Source organism: Kitasatospora sp. MBT66, from assembly GCF_000710405.2.
In the GTDB taxonomy this organism is placed as follows: Bacteria; Actinomycetota; Actinomycetes; order Streptomycetales; family Streptomycetaceae; genus Kitasatospora; species Kitasatospora purpeofusca.
This window is the reverse complement of sequence record NZ_JAIY01000013.1, coordinates 88453-106067: the sequence shown is the minus strand read 5'-3', so window position 1 is coordinate 106067 and position 17615 is coordinate 88453. Positions and strand designations below refer to the sequence as shown.

Annotated in this window: 20 protein-coding genes; 7 read left to right on the top strand and 13 right to left on the bottom strand. The window is 73.6% G+C overall.

Annotated elements, in window-relative coordinates; all coding sequences use genetic code 11:
- The first annotated feature begins 197 nt into the window (after positions 1-197).
- The gene (locus tag BI06_RS33945; RefSeq protein ID WP_063795078.1) at positions 198-1301 is read left to right on the top strand and encodes an LLM class flavin-dependent oxidoreductase; all 1104 of its coding nucleotides are present in this window, start codon (positions 198-200) and stop codon (positions 1299-1301) included.
- On the top strand, positions 1298-2587 hold the full coding sequence (locus tag BI06_RS33940) for an NtaA/DmoA family FMN-dependent monooxygenase (protein WP_030394227.1): 1290 nt from the start codon (positions 1298-1300) through the stop codon (positions 2585-2587). Before BI06_RS33945 ends, BI06_RS33940 begins: the two co-directional genes overlap by 4 nt.
- Before the next feature lie 61 nt (positions 2588-2648).
- Here the strand turns inward: BI06_RS33940 and BI06_RS33935 are convergent, their stop codons facing one another.
- From BI06_RS33935 to clpS, 9 genes are all read right to left on the bottom strand, one after another.
- Positions 2649-3395, bottom strand: a complete 747-nt coding sequence (locus tag BI06_RS33935; RefSeq protein WP_030394228.1) for an MBL fold metallo-hydrolase — start codon at positions 3393-3395, stop codon at positions 2649-2651.
- Positions 3396-3641: 246 nt separating this feature from the next.
- Entirely contained in the window at positions 3642-3830 is a 189-nt protein-coding gene (locus BI06_RS33930; RefSeq protein WP_030394229.1) for a MerR family transcriptional regulator, read from the bottom strand.
- 157 nt (positions 3831-3987) lie between these two features.
- Complete coding sequence (locus tag BI06_RS33925; RefSeq protein WP_030394230.1) at positions 3988-4956, bottom strand: PLP-dependent cysteine synthase family protein; 969 nt, start codon at positions 4954-4956, stop codon at positions 3988-3990.
- A 91-nt stretch (positions 4957-5047) separates the two neighbouring features.
- On the bottom strand, positions 5048-5326 hold the full coding sequence (locus tag BI06_RS33920) for a MoaD/ThiS family protein (protein ID WP_030394231.1): 279 nt from the start codon (positions 5324-5326) through the stop codon (positions 5048-5050).
- Positions 5327-5430: 104 nt separating this feature from the next.
- The gene (locus BI06_RS55655) at positions 5431-5550 is read right to left on the bottom strand and encodes a putative leader peptide (RefSeq protein ID WP_317621128.1); all 120 of its coding nucleotides are present in this window, start codon (positions 5548-5550) and stop codon (positions 5431-5433) included.
- A 149-nt stretch (positions 5551-5699) separates the two neighbouring features.
- On the bottom strand, positions 5700-6131 hold the full coding sequence (locus BI06_RS33910) for a Mov34/MPN/PAD-1 family protein (protein WP_043474791.1): 432 nt from the start codon (positions 6129-6131) through the stop codon (positions 5700-5702).
- Between the two features lie 66 nt (positions 6132-6197).
- A complete protein-coding gene (locus BI06_RS33905; RefSeq protein WP_051742547.1) occupies positions 6198-7652 on the bottom strand; it encodes an amino acid permease in 1455 nt (484 codons plus the stop codon).
- A 226-nt stretch (positions 7653-7878) separates the two neighbouring features.
- Positions 7879-8454, bottom strand: coding sequence for a DUF2017 domain-containing protein (locus BI06_RS33900; RefSeq protein WP_030394234.1), 576 nt, complete (start codon positions 8452-8454; stop codon positions 7879-7881).
- Positions 8455-8536: 82 nt separating this feature from the next.
- Positions 8537-8830, bottom strand: a complete 294-nt coding sequence (gene clpS / locus BI06_RS33895; protein WP_030394235.1) for an ATP-dependent Clp protease adapter ClpS — start codon at positions 8828-8830, stop codon at positions 8537-8539.
- A gap of 275 nt (positions 8831-9105) precedes the next feature.
- On the opposite strand from clpS, the gene BI06_RS33890 reads away from it, so the two are divergent.
- Positions 9106-10422 carry a nicotinate phosphoribosyltransferase gene (locus BI06_RS33890; protein ID WP_043474789.1) on the top strand — a complete coding sequence of 439 codons (1317 nt, stop codon included), beginning with the start codon at positions 9106-9108 and terminating at the stop codon, positions 10420-10422.
- A gap of 246 nt (positions 10423-10668) precedes the next feature.
- Positions 10669-11259 carry an isochorismatase family protein gene (locus tag BI06_RS33885; protein ID WP_030394237.1) on the top strand — a complete coding sequence of 197 codons (591 nt, stop codon included), beginning with the start codon at positions 10669-10671 and terminating at the stop codon, positions 11257-11259.
- Positions 11260-11356: 97 nt separating this feature from the next.
- Here the strand turns inward: BI06_RS33885 and BI06_RS33880 are convergent, their stop codons facing one another.
- Positions 11357-12394, bottom strand: coding sequence for a hypothetical protein (locus tag BI06_RS33880; RefSeq protein WP_051742546.1), 1038 nt, complete (start codon positions 12392-12394; stop codon positions 11357-11359).
- 256 nt (positions 12395-12650) lie between these two features.
- Between BI06_RS33880 and BI06_RS33875 the strand changes: the two genes are divergently transcribed.
- A complete protein-coding gene (locus BI06_RS33875) occupies positions 12651-13433 on the top strand; it encodes a hypothetical protein (RefSeq protein WP_030394239.1) in 783 nt (260 codons plus the stop codon).
- Between the two features lie 540 nt (positions 13434-13973).
- Complete coding sequence (locus tag BI06_RS33870) at positions 13974-14438, top strand: hypothetical protein (protein WP_051742545.1); 465 nt, start codon at positions 13974-13976, stop codon at positions 14436-14438.
- A 134-nt stretch (positions 14439-14572) separates the two neighbouring features.
- Here the strand turns inward: BI06_RS33870 and BI06_RS33865 are convergent, their stop codons facing one another.
- Positions 14573-15151, bottom strand: a complete 579-nt coding sequence (locus tag BI06_RS33865) for a DinB family protein (RefSeq protein ID WP_051742544.1) — start codon at positions 15149-15151, stop codon at positions 14573-14575.
- 75 nt (positions 15152-15226) lie between these two features.
- The gene (locus tag BI06_RS33860; RefSeq protein ID WP_043474787.1) at positions 15227-15622 is read right to left on the bottom strand and encodes a helix-turn-helix domain-containing protein; all 396 of its coding nucleotides are present in this window, start codon (positions 15620-15622) and stop codon (positions 15227-15229) included.
- A 128-nt stretch (positions 15623-15750) separates the two neighbouring features.
- Between BI06_RS33860 and BI06_RS33855 the strand changes: the two genes are divergently transcribed.
- Positions 15751-16410 (top strand): NAD(P)-dependent oxidoreductase, encoded by a 660-nt coding sequence (locus tag BI06_RS33855; RefSeq protein ID WP_043474785.1) that lies wholly within the window; start codon positions 15751-15753, stop codon positions 16408-16410.
- Between the two features lie 4 nt (positions 16411-16414).
- On the opposite strand, the gene mycP is transcribed toward BI06_RS33855, so the two are convergent.
- Positions 16415-17614 carry a type VII secretion-associated serine protease mycosin gene (gene mycP / locus BI06_RS33850; RefSeq protein WP_051742543.1) on the bottom strand — a complete coding sequence of 400 codons (1200 nt, stop codon included), beginning with the start codon at positions 17612-17614 and terminating at the stop codon, positions 16415-16417.
- Between the last annotated feature and the right edge of the window lies 1 nt (position 17615).

The following is a 17615-nucleotide window of genomic DNA, read 5'->3' as shown; positions in this document are numbered from 1 at the left end:
CGCCCGGCCGTTCCTCCCCTCCCCCGCGCCCGCCCGTGCCCCGGGCGCGCGGCCCCGTGCCCGTCCGCACCGCCCGTCCCCGTACCCGCAACCGCCCCGGCCGCGCCACCGCGTCCGGGCCGCGGGCTGCGGCGGTCGCGGGCCGGTCCGCGACCGCCGCACGCACCGCTTCCGTACGAGGAAAGTCAAGGCCACCCATGCCCCGCCAACTGCACCTTTCCGCCGCCCTCGACAGCCCCGGCCAGTTCGACGCCGCCCACTTCACCGACCTCGCCCGGCTCGCCGAACGGGCCACCCTCGACTTCGTCACCCTCGACGACTCCTACACCCCCGAGCCCGGCCGGCTCGACGCGCTGGCGACCTTCGCCCGGCTCGCCCCGGTCACCAGCGGCCTCGGACTGGTGCCGACCGTCACCACCACCCACACCGAGCCCTTCCACACCTCGATCGCGGTCAACACCCTGGACTGGGTCAGCGAGGGCCGGGCCGGCTGGCTGGTCGGGGTCTCCGACACCGAGGCCGAGGCCAGGGCCTTCGGCCGCCGGGGCACCGCCCCCGCCGAGGAGCTCTGGGCCGAGGCCGCCGACGCCGCCGACGCCGCCTCCCGGCTCTGGGACAGCTGGGAGGACGACGCGGAGATCCGCGACGCCGCCACCGGCCGCTTCGTCGACCGCGCCAAGCTGCACCACATCGACTTCGAGGGTCCGTACTTCTCGGTCCGGGGGCCGTCCATCACCCCGCGCCCGCCCCAGGGCCGCCCGGTGATCGCGGTCACCGTCGCCGCCGCCGACCTCGCGCCGGACGCCGGACCCGGCGGCCGCGCCCGGGTCGCCACCGCCGTCCGGCACGCGGACGTCGTCCTGCTCGACGCCCCCGACCGGGCCACCCGGCTGACCGCCGCCACCGAGCTGCGGCTGCGCGGCGGCGAGGTGCTGCGGATCCTGGCCCGGATCCCGGTCGCGCTCACCACCGCCGCCGCGACCGCCGACCTGCTCACCGAGGCCACCGAGGGCGGCGGCGGGGTCGACGGCTTCCACCTGGTGCCCGCCGACCCGGCCCGCGACCTCGCGGTGCTCGCCGACCACGTGGTGCCGGCCCTGCGCGAGCGCGGCCTGTTCCGCACCGGCTACACCGGCCGCACCCTGCGCGACCGGCTCGGCCTGGCCCGGCCGGCCAGCCGCTACGCGGCCGCCGCCACCCCTGCCACTGCCACTGCCGCTGCCACCGACACGTCCGCCGCCGGAACGCCCGCCGCCGGTACGCCCACCCGCTCCGCCGCGACCGCCGAGGTGACCCGATGACGGACCGTCCGCTCAAGCAGATCCACCTCGCCGCACACTTCCCCGGCGTCAACAACACCACCGTGTGGACCGATCCGGCCGCCGGCAGCCAGATCGCCTTCGAGTCCTTCCGCCACCTCGCCGCCACCGCCGAGCGCGGCCGGTTCGACTTCCTCTTCCTCGCCGAGGGCCTGCGGCTGCGCGAGGTCAAGGGCCGGATCCACGACCTGGACGTGCTGGGCCGTCCCGAGTCGATCACCGTGCTGAACGCGCTCGCCGCCGTCACCACCCACCTGGGGCTGGCCGCGACCGTCAACGCCACCTTCAACGAACCGTACGAACTGGCCCGCCGCTTCGCCTCCTTGGACCATCTCTCCGGCGGCCGCGCGGCCTGGAACGTGGTCACCTCCTCGGACGCCTTCACCGGTGAGAACTTCCGCCGCGGCGGATACCTCGACCGCGCCGACCGCTACACCCGGGCCGCCGAATTCGTTCAGCTAGCACGGGAGTTCTGGGACGCGGCGGGCACCGGCACAGTTCGCCACCAGGGTCCGCAGTTCGACGTCGAGGGCACCCTCTCCCTCCCCCGGCCGCCGCAGGGCCACCCGGTGGTGATCCAGGCCGGGGACTCCGACGAGGGCCGCGAGTTCGCCGCCGCCACCGCCGACGTGGTCTTCAGCCGGCACTCCACTCTGGCCGCCGGGCAGGCCTTCCACGCCGACGTCAAGCGTCGGTTGGCCGCGTACGGGCGCAAGCCCGACGAGCTGAAGATCATGCCCGGGGTGACCTGGGTGCTGGGCGACACCGAGGAGGAGGCCGTCGAACGGGCCGCCGGGATCCGCCGCGCCCAGGTGAGCCCGGCCACCGCGATCGCCTACCTGGAGCAGGTCTGGGGCGTCGACCTCTCCGGCCACGACGTGGACGGCCCGCTGCCGGAGGTCGACCCGGTGCGCGGGTCCGGACTGGTCCAGGGGCGGACCTCGCTCGGCGATCCGCTGGAGATCGCCGCCGAGTGGCGGGCGGTGGCCGCGGCCAAGGGGCTCAGCAGCCGCGAGCTGGTGATCGAGGTGACCGGTCGGCAGTCCTTCGTCGGCACCCCGCGGAGCGTGGCCGAGCAGATCGACCGCCATGTGCAGAGCGACGCCGCGGACGGCTTCATCCTCGTCCCCCACCTCACTCCGGGCGGGCTGGACGAGTTCGTGGACCGGGTGGTGCCGCTGCTCCAGGAGCGCGGGGTGTTCCGCACCGAGTACACCGGGACGACCCTGCGCGACCACCTCGGCCTGCCGGTCCCCGGCCGCCGCTGAGCCGCTGACCCGCCGTCGGGCTGCTGCCGGGATCGGCCCCGGCGGCGGCCCGGACGGGGGCTCAGATCTCGTAGACCGCGCCGGCCCGGGCGATCTCGACCGGCCCGGGATAGGCCGCGGCCGCGTCCCGCCGGTTGAGCTCGGCGTCCGTCCACGGCGGGATGTGGGTGAGCACGAGCCGGCGGGCGCCGGCCGCGGTGGCGTGCTCGCCCGCCTCGCGGCCGTTGAGGTGGACGGCCCGGTAGGTGTCCCGGCCGTCCAGGTAGGCGGCCTCGCAGAGGAAGAGGTCGGTGTCCCGGGCGAGCTCGACGAGTTCGGCGCTCTCCCCGGTGTCGCCGGAGTAGACCAGGCTGCGGCCGCCGTGCTCGAGCCGGAAGGCGAAGGCGTCGACGGGGTGGTTGACCTGGGCGACGTCGATCCGGAAGGGACCGAGGTCGAAGCGGCCCGGGGTGAGGGTGCGGAACTCGAACACCTCCTTCATCCCCGGGTTCTCCGGCATGTCGTAGGCGCGGGCCATCCGTTCGGCGGTGCCGGCCGGGCCGTAGACGGGCATCGGCGCGGGGCAGCCCTCGGCCCGGTAGTTGCGGGCGACCCAGTAGGCGCACAGGTCGATGCAGTGGTCCGCGTGCAGGTGGCTGAGCAGGATCGCGTCGACCTCGTAGATCGAGGCGTACTTCTGGAGGGCGCCGAGCGCGCCGTTGCCGAGGTCGAGCACGACCCGGTAGCCGTCGGCCTCCACGAGGTAGCTGGAGCACGGCGAGTCGGCCGACGGGAAGCTCCCCGAGCACCCCACCACGGTCAGTTTCATCCGAGCCCCTCCGCCCCGACACGTCCTGGCTGCCGCTGGTCATGACAGCGGGCCGGGAGTACCGGCCGGAGGCGCTGCCCTGCGCGTGTTGTCGAGAGTAAGGGCGGAGCGGCACTTTGCCCCCGTCTCCGTGCCGTGCTGTGGCTGGAATCACCAGAACGCCGGGGGGACGGGGGACGGACGGTGCGCCGGTGGTGCTCCGGCGCCGGCCGGGCCGACCTGCCGGGCCGACCGGCGGTGGGCGGCTCAGCGGTGGCCGGGGCGGTTCCGGGCCCAGGCGCGGACGGTCTCGGGGTACCAGCGCGGGTGGCCGCCGTCGACCACGTCGGGTTCGGGGAGCAGTCCGTGCCGCCGGTAGTTGCGGACGGTCTCCGGCCGGACGTTGATGTGACGGGCGATCTCGGCGTACGACCACAGGTCGGTACTGCGACTCACGGGCCACCTCCGCTGGTGCGTGGGGAGACGTTCGTGAGCAGCCTTTCCGCGCCGGGCGGCGGCCCCGCACCGGAACGGCCACCGTGGTCGTACCGTGACGAACCGGGAGCACGGTACGGACAAATCCCCGATCGTCACGATCGGGCCGGCGGGGGTTTCAGGCCCAGAGCTGGCCCTGCAGCGCCTCGACGGCGGCCTCGGTGGACTCGGCGGTGTAGATGCCGGTGGAGAGGTACTTCCAGCCACCGTCCGCGACCACGAAGACGATGTCGGCGCGCTCGCCGGCCTGGGCGGCCTTGCGGCCGACGCCGATCGCCGCGTGCAGGATCGCGCCGGTGGACACGCCGGCGAAGATGCCCTCCTCCTGGAGGAGTTCGCGGGTGCGGCGGACGGCGTCGGCGGAGCCGACCGAGAAGCGGGTGGTCAGCACCTCGGCGTCGTACAGCTCGGGGACGAAGCCCTCGTCGAGGTTGCGCAGCCCGTAGACCAGGTCGTCGTAGCGCGGTTCGGCGGCGACGATCCGCACGCCGGGGACCTTCTCGCGCAGGAAGCGGCCGACGCCCATGAGGGTGCCGGTGGTGCCGAGTCCGGCCACGAAGTGGGTGACGGTGGGCAGGTCGGCGAGGATCTCGGGGCCGGTGGTGGCGTAGTGGGCGCCGGCGTTGTCGGGGTTGCCGTACTGGTACAGCATGACCCAGTCGGGGTGCTCGGCGGCGATCTCCTTGGCGATCCGGACGGCGGTGTTGGAGCCGCCGGCGGCGGGCGAGGGGATGATCTCGGCGCCCCACATGCGGAGCAGTTCGCGCCGTTCCTCGCTGGTGTTCTCGGGCATGACGCAGACCATCCGGTAGCCCTTGAGCTTGGCCGCCATGGCGAGCGAGATGCCGGTGTTGCCGCTGGTGGGTTCGAGGATCGTGCAGCCGGGGGTGAGCCGGCCGTCGGCCTCGGCGCGCTCGATCATGTGCAGCGCCGGGCGGTCCTTGATGGAGCCGGTGGGGTTGCGGTCCTCCAGCTTCGCCCACAGGGTGACCCGGCCGTCGGTGTTGCCGGGGACCGCGGCGGACAGCCGGGGCAGGCGGACCAGCGGGGTGTTGCCGACGGCTTCGAGCGGGCTGTCGTAACGCAAGGGGTCCTCCGGCGGCGGCGGTTCGGTCGGGTCCGGTCGGGCGGTGCCCGTCCCGGCCCGGGCGGAGCGCCGGGCCGGGACGGGCGGGGTGTCAGCGGGCGCCGCCGGCCACGGCGGGCAGGATGGTGACGCTGTCGCCGTCGGCGAGGGCGGTGGAGATGCCCTCCAGGAAGCGCACGTCCTCGTCGTTCAGGTAGACGTTGACGAAGCGGCGCAGCTCGCCGCCGTCCAGCAGTCGGGCGGCGATGCCCGGGTGGCGGGCGTCGAGGTCCTGGAAGAGTTCCCCGAGGTTGCTGCCGGTGCCCTCGACGGCCTTGGCGCCGTCGGTGTAGGTGCGGAGGATGGTCGGGATGCGGACCTCGATGGCCATGGGTGCGCTCCTGTGCGAGTCGTGAGGTGGGTGGGCCGCAGCGGGCGCGGCAGGGCGTGACGGCCCGGGGCGGAAGGGATCCGCGGCGGGCCGGGACGGGCGGCTCAGCGCGAGCGCGCCGGCGTACCGGGACAGATCGCGCCGGCGTGCCGGCACAGGTCGATGTGCAGGCGCGCCACGAGGCGGGTGCCCGGGGCCTGGTTGCTCACATCGACGGAACGCATGGGCTCATCGTATAGATTCCCGGGCCCGCTCCTCCATGCCCGTCCCGGCATTCGGATGGTTTCGTCCCCCATGTCGAGATACCCCGGGAACAGCAGTGGCCCGCCGACCACTCGCGGAGGTCGGCGGGCCCCGCCCAGGTGGGTGCGGGTCAGGCCTGGTGGGCCTCGACGACCTGGACGTCTTCCTCCGTGATCACACCGTCCACGATGCGGAACGAGCGGAACTCGTACGGGTCTTCGGCGCCGTTCCCCTCGGCGGTGGAGACCAGGACGTAGTGGGCGTTCGGCTCGGAGGCGTAGCTCACGTCGGTGCGCGAGGGGTAGGCCTCGGTGGCGGTGTGGGAGTGGTAGACGATCACGGGCTCCTCGTCCCGGTCGTCCATCTCACGGTAGAGCTTCAGCAGGTCGCCCGAGTCGAACTCGTAGAACGTGGGCGAGCGGGCGGCGTTGAGCATCGGAATGAACCGCTCGGGGCGGCCGCTGCCTTCCGGACCGGCGACCACACCGCAGGCCTCGTCCGGGTGGTCGGCGCGGGCGTGGGCGACGATCGCGTCGCGCAGTTCTCGGGTGATGGTCAGCATGGCGTCAGGATAGCCACGCCCCGGCGGGTCACCGCCGGGGCGTCCACGACGGCCGGGGGTGCCGTCTCAGTGGGTGTCGGCTCCGTCGCCGGACGCGTGCAGGTGGTCGTGCGCGACCGCGTGCACCGCCTCGGGGCGGCGGCGCTTGAGCACCTGGTAGCCGACGACGAGCAGGACCGCCCAGACCGGGAAGACGTACAGCGAGATCCGGTTGTCCTTGTCCAGGGCGATCAGGACGACCACGAACACGAGGAAGGCGAGCGAGGCCCAGCTGCTCCAGACGCCGCCGGGGGCCTTGAAGGTGGGCGGCGGCAGGTGGCCGCCCTGCCAGGCCTTCCGGTAGCGGATCTGGCAGATCAGGATCATCGCCCAGGTCCACAGGCCGCAGACGGTGGCGACCGAGGTGATGTATTCGAACGCGCGGGCCGGGACGAGCGCGTTGAGCACCACTCCGGCGCCCATCAGCAGGCAGGACAGGGTGATCGCGACGGACGGCGAGCGGTGGGAGTTGAGCTTGGTCAGCCGTCCGGGGGCCTGGCCGCGCATCGCGAGGTCGCGCAGCATCCGGCCGGTGGAGTACATGCCGGAGTTGCAGGAGGAGAGCGCGGCGGTGAGCACCACGAAGTTGATGATGCCGGCCGCGGCGGGGATGCCGATCTTGCCGAAGGCGGCGACGAACGGGCTGACGCCGGGCTGGAACTCGGTCCACGGCACCAGCGAGAGGATGATCACCAGGGCGCCGATGTAGAACAGCGCGATGCGCCAGGGCAGGGTGTTGATGGCGCGCGGGAGGGTCTTCTGCGGGTTCTCGCTCTCCCCGGCGGTGACGCCGACGAGTTCGACGCCCAGGTAGGCGAACATGACGATCTGCAGGGTCATCACGGTGGCGCCGATGCCCTTGGGGAAGAAGCCGCCGTTCTCCCACAGGTGGGTGATCGAGGCGGTGTCGCCGGCGTCGCTGAAGCCCAGGGTGAGGACGCCGATGCCGATCAGGATCATGCCGATGATGGCGGTGACCTTGACCATGGAGAACCAGAACTCGATCTCGCCGAAGAGCTTCACCGAGATCAGGTTGGCCCCGTAGAGGATCACCAGGAAGACCAGCGCGCTGAGCCACTGCGGGATGTCGGGGGCCCAGAAGCGGACGTAGACGGCCGCGGCGGTGGTCTCCGCCATGCCGGTGACCACCCAGAACAGCCAGTACGTCCAGCCGGTCACATAGCCGGCGAAGGGGCCGAGGAACTCCCGCGCGTACTCGGCGAAGCTGCCGGAGACCGGGCGGTAGGTGAGGAGTTCGCCCAGCGCCCGCATGATCGCGAAGATCACCACGCCGGCGACCGCGTAGGAGAGGATCAGGCTGGGACCGGACTTGGAGATCGCGGTGCCGGCGCCGAGGAAGAGTCCGGTGCCGATCGCGCCGCCGATCGCGATCATCTGGATCTGGCGGCTGCCGAGCCCCCGCTCGTAGCCCTCCTCGTCCGGTTTCGCGTCGACGACCTCGTCGTAGAGCTGTTCGGCCATGGTGCACCGTCCTGGATGGGATCTCGTGGTGGGACTCGTGGGGGTGGGGAGCAGTCGTACCACGCCCGATCCGGACAGCGGTGTCCATCTGAGCGATATTTGAGCATGTCCCGATAGGGTTTCGCCCGTTTTGACCGGAAAAGCCCCGGCCCCCCGTCCAACATGCGGACGGGCGGCCGGGGCCTGTGCCGAACCGGGGCGGCCGCTCCTGGGGCGCCCCGGCGGCTCAGCCGGCCATCGCCTCCAGCAGCGACTCCTGCAGCGCGCCGAGCCACAGGTAGGCCATCACCAGCGGCTTGCGGTCGTCGCTGTCCGGCAGCTCGTAGAGGCCCCGCTCGTCCTCGTCGGTGACCTCCAGACGCACCCCGAGGGTCAGCCGCAGGTCGTTGAGCGCGCCCAGCCAGTGCCGGCACCCGGTGGCGTCCAGCTCGACCGTCCCGTCCTCGCCGCCCAGGCCGTCCAGGGTGCGCACGGCGTACAGCGCATCCTCGCGCTTGCGGGTGCGCAGATCCGGCTCGGTGTAGCGGCGGAACTCCCCGGCCGCCTCCCGGGACTCCGGGTCGGCCGGTCCGGCGGGATCCCCGTAGGCGTCGGGGAAGAGCCGCGCCAGCGCCGGGTCCGCGGGCGCCTCGGTCGGCCCCTCCGCGAACAGCGCCGCCAGCGGGTCACCGCCGTCCCCGCCGGGGCCCGGCCCGATCAGCTCCAGCATCTGCACTTCCAGCGAGCGCAGGATGGAGGCCTCCAGCTCTTCCAGCGCGAGCACCGCGCCCCCGCCACCGGCACTCTCGAACAACCCAGCCATCGGTATCGGTCAGCCCGTCTTCGTCTTCGTCGCCGTCATCGTCGCCGTACTCGCCACCGCCGCCCCGGCGGGCGCCGCAGCCTCAGTCGTGCTGCAGGGTGGCCCAGAGACCGTAGCCGTGCATCGCCTGCACGTCGCGCTCCATCTCCTCGCGCGAGCCGCTGGACACCACGGACCGGCCCTTGGTGTGCACCTCCATCATGAGCTTCCTGGCCTTGTCCTTCGGATAGCCGAAGTAGGCCTGGAAGACGTACTGGACGTAGCTCATCAGGTTGACCGGGTCGTTGTGCACGATGGTGACCCAGGGGGTGTCCGGTTCCGCCACCGGTACGCCCTCGACCTCCGGGCGCTCGATCTCCACGGGCGCGACACTCACCGCGGGGTCCCTCCTGTCGCCTGGCTCTCCAGGTGGCTCCCACCTGGCCGTCACGTGGTTGCCACGTGCCCCTTCAGCCCCATGCTGCCATCCGGGGGACCTCGGGGCGATTCCGCCCCCGGCCCCGCGGACCGCCCCCGGCCCGCCCCCGACCCCGCCCGCGGAGCGCCCGCCGACCGTCCGCGAGGGGCCCGGGAGGGGCCCGCGACGCGCCCGCCGAGGATCCGCCACGAGAAATCGTCACTTTGACGCTAAGGGGTAGTAGCATCATCCTCATGGACGCCACTTCCGTGACTGCGGCCGGCTCGACCGCGCTGCTCACCGACCGCTACGAGCTCACCATGCTCCAGGCCGCCCTGCGCAGCGGGGCGGCACACCGCCGCTCCGTCTTCGAGGTGTTCACCCGCAGGCTGCCCGCGGGCCGGCGCTACGGCGTGGTCGCCGGCACCGGCCGGGTCCTGGACGCGGTGGAGAGCTTCCGCTTCACCTCCGCCCAGCTCGACTGGCTCTCCGACGAGCGGATCGTCGACGAGGAGACCCTGCGCTTCCTCGCCGACTACCGGTTCACCGGCGACATCCACGGCTACCCCGAGGGCGAGGTCTACTTCCCCGGCTCCCCGCTGCTCACCGTCGAGGGCAGCTTCGCCGAGGGGGTGATCCTGGAGACGGTGATCCTCTCGATCCTCAACCACGATTCGGCGATCGCCGCCGCCGCGTCCCGGATGACCTCCGCGGCCGGCGGACGCCCGGTGATCGAGATGGGCGCCCGGCGCGCGCACGAGCGGGCCGCCGTCACCGCCGCCCGCGCCGCCTACGTGGCCGGCTTCACCGCCACCTCCGACCTGGAGGCCGGCTTCACCTACGGCATCCCGACCACCGGGACCGCGGCGCACGCCTTCACCCTCGTCCACGACAGCGAGCGGGACGCCTTCCGGGCGCAGATCGACTCGATGGGCCGGGGCACCACCCTGCTGGTCGACACCTACGACCTGCGGGAGGCCGTGCGCACCGCCGTCGAGGTGGCCGGCCCGGAGCTGGGCGCCGTGCGGATCGACTCCGGCGACCTCACCCTGCTCGCCCACCGGGTCCGCCGCCAGCTGGACGAGCTCGGCGCCACCGGCACCCGGATCATCGTCACCTCGGACCTGGACGAGTACGCGATCGCCGCGCTCGCCGCCGCCCCGGTGGACGGCTACGGCGTCGGCACCAGCCTGGTCACCGGCAGCGGGCACCCGACCTGCGCGATGGTCTACAAGCTGGTCGCCCGGGCGGCCGGCCCGGACGGGCCGCTGGTGGCGGTCGCCAAGCGCTCGGCCGGCGGCAAGACCAGCGTCGGCGGGCGCAAGTGGGCCGCCCGGCGGCCGGACGCGGACGGCGTCGCCGACGCCGAGGTGGTCGGCACCGGGACGGTCCCGGCCGAACTGGCCCCGCACGTGGTGCAGGTGCCGCTGGTCAAGGCGGGCGAGGTGGTCGGCCGGGAGCCGCTGGAGGCCGCGCGCGAGCGGCACGTCCGGGCCCGGGCGGGGCTGCCGCTGTCGGCGACCCAGCTCTCCAAGGGCGATCCGGTGCTGGCGACCGAGCTGCACGTGTGACACCGGGGCAGACAAGGCGGCGGGGCGGTTCCGGGTGGGACGGTTCCGGACGGGGGGCTCGGTGGCGCGGGTCCGCGCGACGGTTCGTCCACGGGCCGAGGGGCCGGGCCCGCCCCGGGCCTTCCGCCCCCGGATGCCACTGCCTACAGTCGACCGTAGAGTTCCCCTCACACGGGGCCTGAGGTCCCCTCACGCCCCCTTCCCCACGTCCTCCGCAGGACCCCACCGGACCGAGGAATACCAGCCATGCACCGGGCACTGATCGTCGTCGACGTGCAGAACGACTTCTGCGAGGGCGGCAGCCTGGCCGTCGCGGGCGGGGCCGAGGTGGCCGCCGCGATCACCGACCTCATCGCCGAGTCCGCCCCCGGCTACCGGCACATCCTCGCCACCCGGGACAACCACATCGACCCGGGCGACCACTTCTCCGACGACCCCGACTACGTGCACAGCTGGCCGGTGCACTGCGTCGCGGGTACCGAAGGGGTCGGCTTCCACCCGAACTTCGCGCCCTCCGTCACCTCCGGCGCGATCGAGGCGGTCTTCGACAAGGGCGCCTACGCCGCGGCCTACAGCGGCTTCGAGGGCGTGGACGAGAACAACCGGGGGCCCGCCGAGTGGCTGCGCGAGCGGCAGGTCACCGAGGTGGACGTGGTCGGCATCGCCACCGACCACTGCGTCAAGGCCACCGCGCTGGACGCGGCGCGGGCCGGGTTCACCACCCGGGTGCTGCTCGACCTCACCGCCGGGGTGGCCGCGCCGACGACCGCCGCCGCGCTGGACGAGCTGCGGGCGGCCGGGGTGGAGCTGGTCGGCACCCCGATGGTCGGGGGCTGAGCCGGGCCCCGTCCCGTTCGCGGGAGCGGCCCCCGGGACCGCTCCGGCGTTTCGGACCCTCCGGCGGCGGCAGTGGCGGCTCCGGACTCCCGGGCGCTCACCGCTCGGTGACCAGCAGTTCCACCACGTCGGTGCCGCCCAGCCGGAAGGCCTCCCGCAGTTCGGCGCCGACCGCGTCCTCGTCCTCGGCCAGCCGCGCGCCGGAGACGTACACCACCCGGACCCCGAGGTACTCCATCCGGTGCTGCCCGCCGCGCACCCAGGCCGCCTCGCCCTCGCTGACGCAGCGCAGCTCCGAGTCGACCTCGACCGCGACACCCGCCTGCGGCCAGTAGAGGTCCGGCACGGCGACGTAGGTGCCGCCGCGCATCCGCAGCTCCGGCGAGGTCAGCGGGACCGGCAGCAGCCACTCGTCCACCAGCTCGCCGACCCGCTCCAGCACCCGGTCCCGCTCGGCGGCCAGCAGGCCGTCCAGCACGGCCCGCACCCGGGGGTCGGCGGTCAGTCCGGACTCGGCCAGCTCGGCGGCCAACTCCCCCACCGAGCAGTGCAGCTCGGGCCGGCGGACGGCCTCGCCGAGCACCTCCCGGACCGGCGCGGGGGCGAACACCCCGGCACCGGCCCCGGCCGTCCACTCGGCGGAGGTCCACTCGCGCAGCGCGTCGGCCACCGCCCTGGCGACCGGCGCACAGGCCAGGCCGTGCACCGAGCGCGCCACCAACTCCCGCTCGGTGCGCCGGATCCGCACCTCCCCGGCGTCCTTCAGCCGACGCTGGCGCGGCACCAGCACGTCCACCCCGGTGACCGCCGGCAGCCGGGGCACCGCGGCGAACCCGTACAGCGCGAGCGCGGCCGGGCCGGTGATCACCGCCCCCTCCCGGCTCCCCTCCTCCCGGCCGTTCTGCGCCGCGTACAGCAGCGCGGCCCACATCCGCTGCTCCGGCGAGGGTTCGCCGGACTGCATCAGATAGACCCGGGGCAGCAGCCGCTGCCAGGGCCCGCCGCGGCGGCAGTGCTCGCTGACGACCCGGGACGGCACGCCCCTGGCGCGCAGCTGACCGGCGGTGAGGACGTTCTGCTGACGGCGCGCCAGCTCCTCCAGGGAGGGCGGCGGCGTGGGAATCCGGTAGTTCATGCCGACACCATCCCCAACGCTCCGGAGCCTTTCCCGGCCGCCTGACGCACTGTTACCCAACCGTCGCGAAACCGGGACCAGCCCGCACTAAAGTCCTCATACCCTCACCCATTCGGAGGAATGGGTGATCATCGTCTTGTCATACTCGATCAGTCTCGATCGACCACCTGGCCGTCTGACCGTGCGTGACCAAGCACATACGGCAAAGTCACCTCCGGGCGTCACTCCAGCCCGCCGGATTGCCTACCCTTAGTACATGTCACGTGACGAGACCGCCGGCCTCCGCGCGGCCCAGCTCCGCCTCGGACGCCTGCCCGGATACGTCCGCCGGCCGGACCCGGCCCGCCGCAGCGGCGCACAGGGCCATACTTACAAGAAGGGTTGGGAGGTCCGCTTCACCGCGCGCAGCGAAGCGGAGATAGCCGAGATCCGCGACCTCGTGGTCGCCGCCGGATTCGCGCCCGCCCGACCCTTCTTCAAGGGCCATCAACTGATTCAGCCCGTCTACGGGATGGCAGCCGTCCAGGCCTATCTGGCGGCTAGACAGGCGGCCGAGGAACAAGCGGCGCGCACCGCCCCCGGACGAGTCCGGGGGACCTCCGCGACGGCCCGCCTGCGCACGGCCACCAGGGCCGCGCACGAGGCCGCCGAAGGCACCGCGCACGAGCTGCGCGAGCTCCACGAGGACCCCGGCCGCGAAGCCGCGGAGCACCCCGACCCGGGGCTCGCCGCCCGGGACGGCGATGCGCCGGGCGCCGATCTGCCGGAGCTCCCGGACCTGCCGGACGGCGGCGCGGCGGGACGCGGGACCGCGGACCACGGCACGGCCGATCTCCGCCCGGAGGAGCTCCGGGGCCGGGAGCACGAACGGCAACGGCTGGCCGTGGCCGAGGAAGTGGCCCGCACCGCAGGGGCCGCGGCTGCGGCGGCCGCGCGGCGCGCCCGCCGCCGGGCCGCGGAGGCCTTCCCCGCCCAACTCGCCCGGGGCACCGCACCGGACGACCTGACCGCTCCGACGAAGACCCGCAACACGACCTGACAGTTCGTCAACTCTTTGCTCGTACACGGCGATCCGCCGACGAAGGGCCGGGCACGCGGGACGCGTGCGACGGGGCCGGCCCACCGCCCCACCCCCTCCGGAAACGCGCCGCCAGGCCGCTGCCCGCGTCATCGCCGCAGCCCGGCCCGGCCGACCCAGCGCGCGAGCGGTGGTGCGCACGGTGGTGCGGGCGCGGCTTCGCGCCGCAGGCGTGGACGGGAACCGCCGAACCGCTTACGGTGGCACATCACACCCCCCGCGGTGGCGCACCGACCGATCCGCCACCACGGCCGTGCCACCCCGCTGACCGGCCACGAAGCACCGCACCCCAGCCTCTGACACCACTGCGCAGCACTCCACGCCCCTCCGCCACCGCCGCACCGCACGCCGGCCCCCACCCGGCCACCGCCGGAACCGGCCGCACGGCGACTCCTTCCGGGCATTCCATCCGATTGGTAACCCAGCGCACCGAGCGCCTACCGTAGAGTGAGCACAGATGATCGACCGTCAGATGCCCATCTCACTTGCCGAGAAGCCGAGATGACCCAACGCCACGACAGCACCGCCGAGCCACCCCCGGGGCCCGGCGAACCTCCCGCCGTACCGCTGGAGTTCGCGGCATTCTGCGAACTGCACCGGCCGCGGTACCTCAGCTACGCCCGGGTCTGGCTGCCGGACCCGGACCGGGCCACCGGCGCCGTCCAGCAGGCCCTCGCCGAAATCGCCGTCGAGTGGCGCGAATTACTGGGGAGCTCGAATCCCACCGCGCACGCCTGGCAGATCCTGCGCACCACCGTCGACGAGCACACCCGGCAGAGCGGCCTGCCCGCGGCCCGCCCCGCCGCCCAGGACCGTCCCGGCCACGCCGCCGACGACGACCTCGCGATCCTGCACTACGTCGTCGGTCTCGCTGCACCCGAGATCGCCGACGTCATCGGCACCGACACCGCCAGCGTGGCCGGCCGGCTCCGCCGCACCATGCTGCGTGAGGCCTCCGGCTGGTGAGCCGCCGCCGGGCCCCGACCCGGCCCGCACCGGCCCGCACCGGCCCGCACCGGCCCGCACCGGCTCTCCCGGGCCCCATCCGGCTCTCCCGGGCCCCATCCGGCCCGCCCGGGCCCGACCCCGGGCTCCCGTGCTCAGACCCGCTCGCCCGTCACGTCGTACAGGTGGTGGACCGGGTCGTGGATCAGGTAGCGGGCGAACGACTCCACCGTGAACCGCGCCCCGTCGGAGCGGTTGCCGGTCCGCTCCCACCGCGCGCCCGCCACCCCCTCGAACGCCGCCGCCAGCGCCTCCGCGGCCTCCGCCAGCTCCACCGCCACCACGGCCGGCCGCTGCTCGCCGTAGCGCTCGGCGACCGCCGTCGCGTCCTGGTCCCAGTTGGCGAACAGCGGGTCGTCCTGGTCCAGCATCAGGTCCAACCGGACCCGGAACAGCCGGAAGACGTCGCGGACGTGGCACGCGTATTCGAGATCCGACCAGATCTCCGGACGCGGACGACGACGCAGCGCCTCCGGGTCGCCGCCCAGCACCGCCGTCCAGCCGGCCGCGTTCGCCCGGACCATCCCGGCCACGTCCTCCCGCACCACGGCGCCCGCGTCCAGCCCGCAGTCGGCGCATGGCTGCTCCAGCACCCAGGTCCAGTCCTTGGTGTCGGGAACGATCGCGTCGGCGGTGACGGCGGGCTCGGGCGAGGTGTGCTCGGAATCGGTCATGCGCCCAGGATGACCGCGCCGCGACCGCCCCCACCAGCGGCTTCAGCGCCAGCGGTCACCGAAATCCTGCCAGCCCTACCGCTCCGCGAGCTCGGAAGCCCGCTCGGAGGCCTCCCGTGCGGCGAGCAGCTCCTCCAGATTCGCCCGGCTCCAGTCGCACAGCGCGTCCATCGGCCCCAGCAGCGTCCGCCCGAGCGGCGTCAACGCGTACTCGACCCGCGGCGGGTTCTCCGCGAACTCCGTCCGCTCCAGCACGCCGTCCTGCTCCATCGACCGCAGCGACTCGGTCAGCACCTTCGCCGTGATCCCCACCAGCGGCACCCGCAGCTCCGAGAACCGGCGCGGGCCGCCCTCCAGGCAGCGCAGGATCCGCCACGCCCACTTCTTCCCGCCCAGCACCGGAACCGTCGGCACGGGGCAGTCCGGGTCGAAGAAGTCCGGCGGCAGCGGCGCGGGCACGGTCCGAGTCATCCCCCGACCGTAACCGAGGAGAGGTCCCCGCCGGTACCGTTGAAGTAACCGGCACCCCCCGGTCTACCGTCACCGCACCAGCGGACGGCCACCCCGGCCCCCGCCCCGAACCACCGACGGAGACCGCCATGAACCGCACCCCCGCCACCACCACCGACCTCGTCGTCTTCGGCGCCGGCGGCCAGGTCGGCCGCGCCGTCGTCGCCGAGGCCCGACGCCGCGGACTGACCGTCACCGCCGCCGTCCGCGCCCCCGAACGGCACCCCGACCTGGCCGGCCCCGGAATCACCCTGGTCCCCTGCGACGTCACCGACCCCGACGCCGTCGCCACCACCGCCCGGGGCCACGCCGCCGCCGTCAGCACCGTCTACACGCCCGAGGTCCCCTCCGGCGAGTTCTACCCCGCCGCCACCCGCGCCCTGATCACCGGCCTCGCCACCGCGGGCGTCCACCGCCTCGTCCACGTCGGCATCGCCACCACCCTGGAGACCGCCCCCGGCGTCGCCGTCCACGACGACCCCGCCTTCCCCGAGGCCCACCGCGCCTTCTCCCTCGGCCACGCCGCCGCCCTCGACCTGCTCCGCGACTCCCCCGCCGCCCTCGACTGGGTCGTCGTCACCCCGCCCCTCGACCTCGACCGCACCGCCCCCGGCACCGGCCACTACCGCGTCGGCGGCCCCCAGGTCCTCGGCGCCCGGATCGCCCAGGCCGACCTCGCCGCCGCCGTCACCGACCAGCTCACCGGCCCGGCAGCCCGCCACCGCGAGCAGATCGCCGTCGCCGAATAGCCCCTCACCCCTGCCGCGGCGGCGGATACCCCTGGTACGCCGCCGCGGCCGCCCGGTCCCGCCGACGCCGCCCCCGCACCACCAGTACCGCCACCACACCCCCCACCAACACCGCACCGGCAACCCCCGCCGCCCCCACCAGCACCCACCGCATCCCGCGGTTCCCCCCGTCCGCCACCGGCACGGCGGCCTCCGGCGACTCCCATGCCTCCTCGGTCGGCTGCGGCACACTCCCCTGCGACTCCGCCCGGCCCAGCAGCGGGTTCTCCCGCGAGCCGCTGTCCACCGCCGGATTCGCCTCCAGCGCCTTGCCGGGCGCCAACACCCCGTAGCCGTAGCGGTTGCTGGGGACGGCCGACCCGTCGGCTGGTGCCGAGGCGGACTTGATCATCCGGTTGATGACCTGCCCGGCGGAGAGCGACGGGTACTTCGCCCGGATCAGGGCGGCGGTGGCGGAGACGTAGGCGGTGGCGTCGGAGGTTCCGTTGGCCATGGCCTGCCCGCTCGTCGACTTGGCGCTCGCCCGGGGGATATCCGCACCGGGCGCCACCAGGGTGGTCTGGGGGCCGACGGTGGACTTGCTCCAGAGCTGCCCGTTCCGGTCGACGGCCCCGACCGCGACGACTCCGGGAAATGCCGCCGGGTACTCCACTGCGTTCGCACCGTTGCCTGTACTTGCCACTAGGACCACGTCCTTGTCGACTGCGTACTTGACCGCCGCGCGTTCCTCAGGATCGGTACCGGAGAGTCCGCCGAGGGACATGTTGATGACACTCGCACCGTGGTCGACGGCGTAACGGATCGCCATAGCAAGCTCCGACTGCGGCGAGATCGACTCTCCCTCCATCGGGATCCGAACCGGAAGAATCCTGGCCTTGGGAGCCAGACCCATGATGCCGGCCCCATCACCGTGACCGTGGCCGGCGATGAGGCTGGCCATGCCGGTTCCGTGGCCGTCAGTATCAACAGTGCCGTCGGTGTTCGCCGCGGTGAAGTCCTTACCTGCCAGTACCTGCCCCGTCAGATCTCGATGGTCCTTCAGCACGCCGCTGTCGATGACTGCGACTGTGACACCGTCACCCTGCGATACCGGCCAGACAGCGGACTCGGCCCGGTAAGTAGCAAGCGGCCACTGAGAATCCCTCACGCTGTCGGCATGGGAGGCCCCAGCACCGATCGCTGCCAGCAACACCCCCGCCAACACG